The organism is Microbacterium umsixpiens (genome assembly GCF_053543675.1).
In genome coordinates this window covers 5,417-7,975 of record NZ_JBLVOH010000222.1, presented here as the reverse complement: position 1 = coordinate 7,975, position 2,559 = coordinate 5,417, and the positions used below count along the sequence as shown (strand labels likewise).

The window sequence follows — 2,559 nt, the reverse complement described above, 5'->3', positions numbered from 1 at the left end:
CGAGGGCGCGACACCGAGGCGGCCGGCGAGCTCGGCGTTGGTCATGCGCCCGTCGGCCGTCATCAGCTGCACGATCCGCGCGTCGATCGCGTCGAGGGCGGGCGCCCGAACGGTGTTCGGCTCTGAGGCTCCTGAAGTCGTCTCCATACGAAGCATTATTCAGAATATTGCGTCATGTCGAATCATCTTCACCGATTCTGTTGTTCCGTCGATGTTTCTGCGATCCTGGTGCCGCACCGCATCAACCCAGGAGGATCAATGAAGATCGGCGTCCCCACCGAGGTCAAGAACAACGAGAACCGCGTGTCCCTCACGCCCGCCGGCGCCGACCGGCTGGTGCACGAGGGACATCGGGTGCTCGTGCAGTCCGGCGCGGGCCTCGGCTCGCGCATCACGGACGATGACTACCGCGCAGCCGGCGCCGAGATCGTGGCGACCGCCGCCGACGCCTGGGGCGACGCCGACCTCGTCATCAAGGTCAAGGAGCCGATCGCGCAGGAGTACGGGTTCCTGCGCGAGGACCTCACCCTCTTCACCTACCTGCACCTCGCCGCTGACCGCGCCCTGACCACGGCGCTCGTGGAGGCCGGGACCACCGCCGTGGCCTACGAGACCGTGCAGCTGCCCGACCGCAGCCTGCCGCTGCTCGTGCCGATGAGCGAGATCGCCGGGCGGCTCTCGGTCGTGATGGGCTCGTACTCGCTGCTGCGCTCCCAGGGCGGACGCGGCATGCTGCTCGGCGGCATCGCCGGCACTCCGCGCGCCAAGACCGTCGTGATCGGAGGCGGCGTCGCCGGAGAGCACGCCGCCGCGAACGCGCTCGGCCTCGGATCGAAGGTGACCGTGGTCGACGTCTCGCTGCCGCGTCTGCGCGAACTCGAGCACCGCTACGGCGGAGCGCTGGAGACCCGCGCCTCGAGTCGCTACGACATCGCCGAAGAGCTCAAGACAGCCGACCTCGTGATCGGCTCCGTACTCATCCCGGGAGCCGCGGCCCCCAAGCTCGTGACAGACGACATGGTCGCCGCCATGAAGCCCGGCTCCGTGCTCGTCGACATCGCGATCGACCAGGGCGGATGCTTCGAGGGCTCGCGCCCGACCACGCACGACGACCCCACGTTCGCCGCCCACGACTCGATCTATTACTGCGTCGCGAACATGCCTGGCGCGGTTCCCGAGACCGCGACCCGCGCACTGACGAACGCGACCCTCCCCTACGTCTCGGCGATCGCCGGCAAGGGCTGGGAGCGCGCGGCCTCCGAAGACTCGGCGCTGGCCGCGGGTCTGAACGTGCAGGGCGGACGCATCACGCTCCCGGCCGTCGCCCAGGCGCACGGGCTCGCCGCCCGCTGACCTTCCGAACCCGAAAGAACCTCGGATCTTGGCGATATCCCACACCGCTCCCACCGCATCGAGCCGAGTACGCTCGTAGTCGTGACCGAACGCGCTCCTCTCTCCCGCAAGCTGTCCGCCATCGCCGAGTCCGCGACCCTCAAGGTCGACGCCAAGGCCAAGGCCCTCAAGGCCGAAGGCAAGGACGTCATCTCGTACGCCGCCGGCGAGCCCGACTTCGCGACGCCGCAGTTCATCGTGGATGCCGCGGCCGAGGCGCTGGCCGACCCGGCGAGCTACCGGTACACGCCCGCTCCGGGTCTTCCGGCACTGCGCGAGGCGATCGCCGCGAAGACGCTGCGTGACTCCGGTCTCGAAGTCTCCCCGAGCCAGGTCATCGTCACCAACGGCGGCAAGCAGTCCGTCTACCAGGCCTTCCAGGCCGTGGTGAACCCGGGTGACGAGGTGCTTCTGCCCGCGCCGTACTGGACCACGTACCCCGAGGCCATCCGCCTCGCCGACGGCACTCCCGTCGAGGTGTTCGCCGGCGCCGGCCAGGAGTACAAGGTCACGGTCGCGCAGCTCGAGGCCGCTCGTACCGCCCGCACCACCGCGCTCGTGTTCGTGTCGCCCTCGAACCCGACCGGATCGGTCTACACGGCCGAGGAGACCAAGGCCATCGGCGAGTGGGCACTCGAGCACGGCATCTGGATCATCAGCGACGAGATCTACCAGAACCTCACCTACGAGGGCGTCAAGGCCACCTCGATCGTCGAGGCCGTGCCCGAGGTCGCCGGTCAGACGATCCTCGTCAACGGCGTCGCGAAGACCTACGCCATGACCGGCTGGCGCGTGGGCTGGATGGTGGGCCCGGCCGACGCCATCAAGGTCGCCGGCAACCTGCAGTCGCACCTCACCAGCAACGTGAACAACGTCGCCCAGAAGGCTGCCATCGCCGCCCTCAACGGACCGCAGGACGAGGCCGAACAGTTCCGCCAGGCATTCGACCGCCGTCGCCAGCTCATCGTGTCGGAGCTGTCGAAGATCGACGGCCTCGTGGTTCCGAACCCGCTCGGCGCGTTCTACGTGTACCCCGACGTGCAGGGTCTGCTCGGTCGCACCTGGGGCGGCGTGACGCCGACCACCTCGCTCGAGCTCGCCGACCTCATCCTCGACCAGGCCGAGGTCGCGGTCGTTCCCGGCGCGGCCTTCGGCCCCTCGGGCTAC

The 2,559-nt window shown here is 69.1% G+C and carries 3 protein-coding genes; 2 read left to right on the top strand and 1 reads right to left on the bottom strand.

The window, feature by feature from the left end; genetic code table 11:
- The coding region (locus ACNPM4_RS18655; protein WP_448986697.1) for an AsnC family transcriptional regulator at positions 1-147 on the bottom strand (147 nt) is incomplete at its 3' end.
- 111 nt (positions 148-258) lie between these two features.
- Between ACNPM4_RS18655 and ald the strand changes: the two genes are divergently transcribed.
- Together ald and ACNPM4_RS18645 are read left to right on the top strand one after the other, a co-directional pair.
- A complete protein-coding gene (gene ald / locus ACNPM4_RS18650; protein ID WP_448986696.1) occupies positions 259-1,353 on the top strand; it encodes an alanine dehydrogenase in 1,095 nt (364 codons plus the stop codon).
- Positions 1,354-1,434: 81 nt separating this feature from the next.
- On the top strand, positions 1,435-2,559 hold a 1,125-nt coding region (locus ACNPM4_RS18645; RefSeq protein WP_448986694.1), incomplete at its 3' end, for a pyridoxal phosphate-dependent aminotransferase.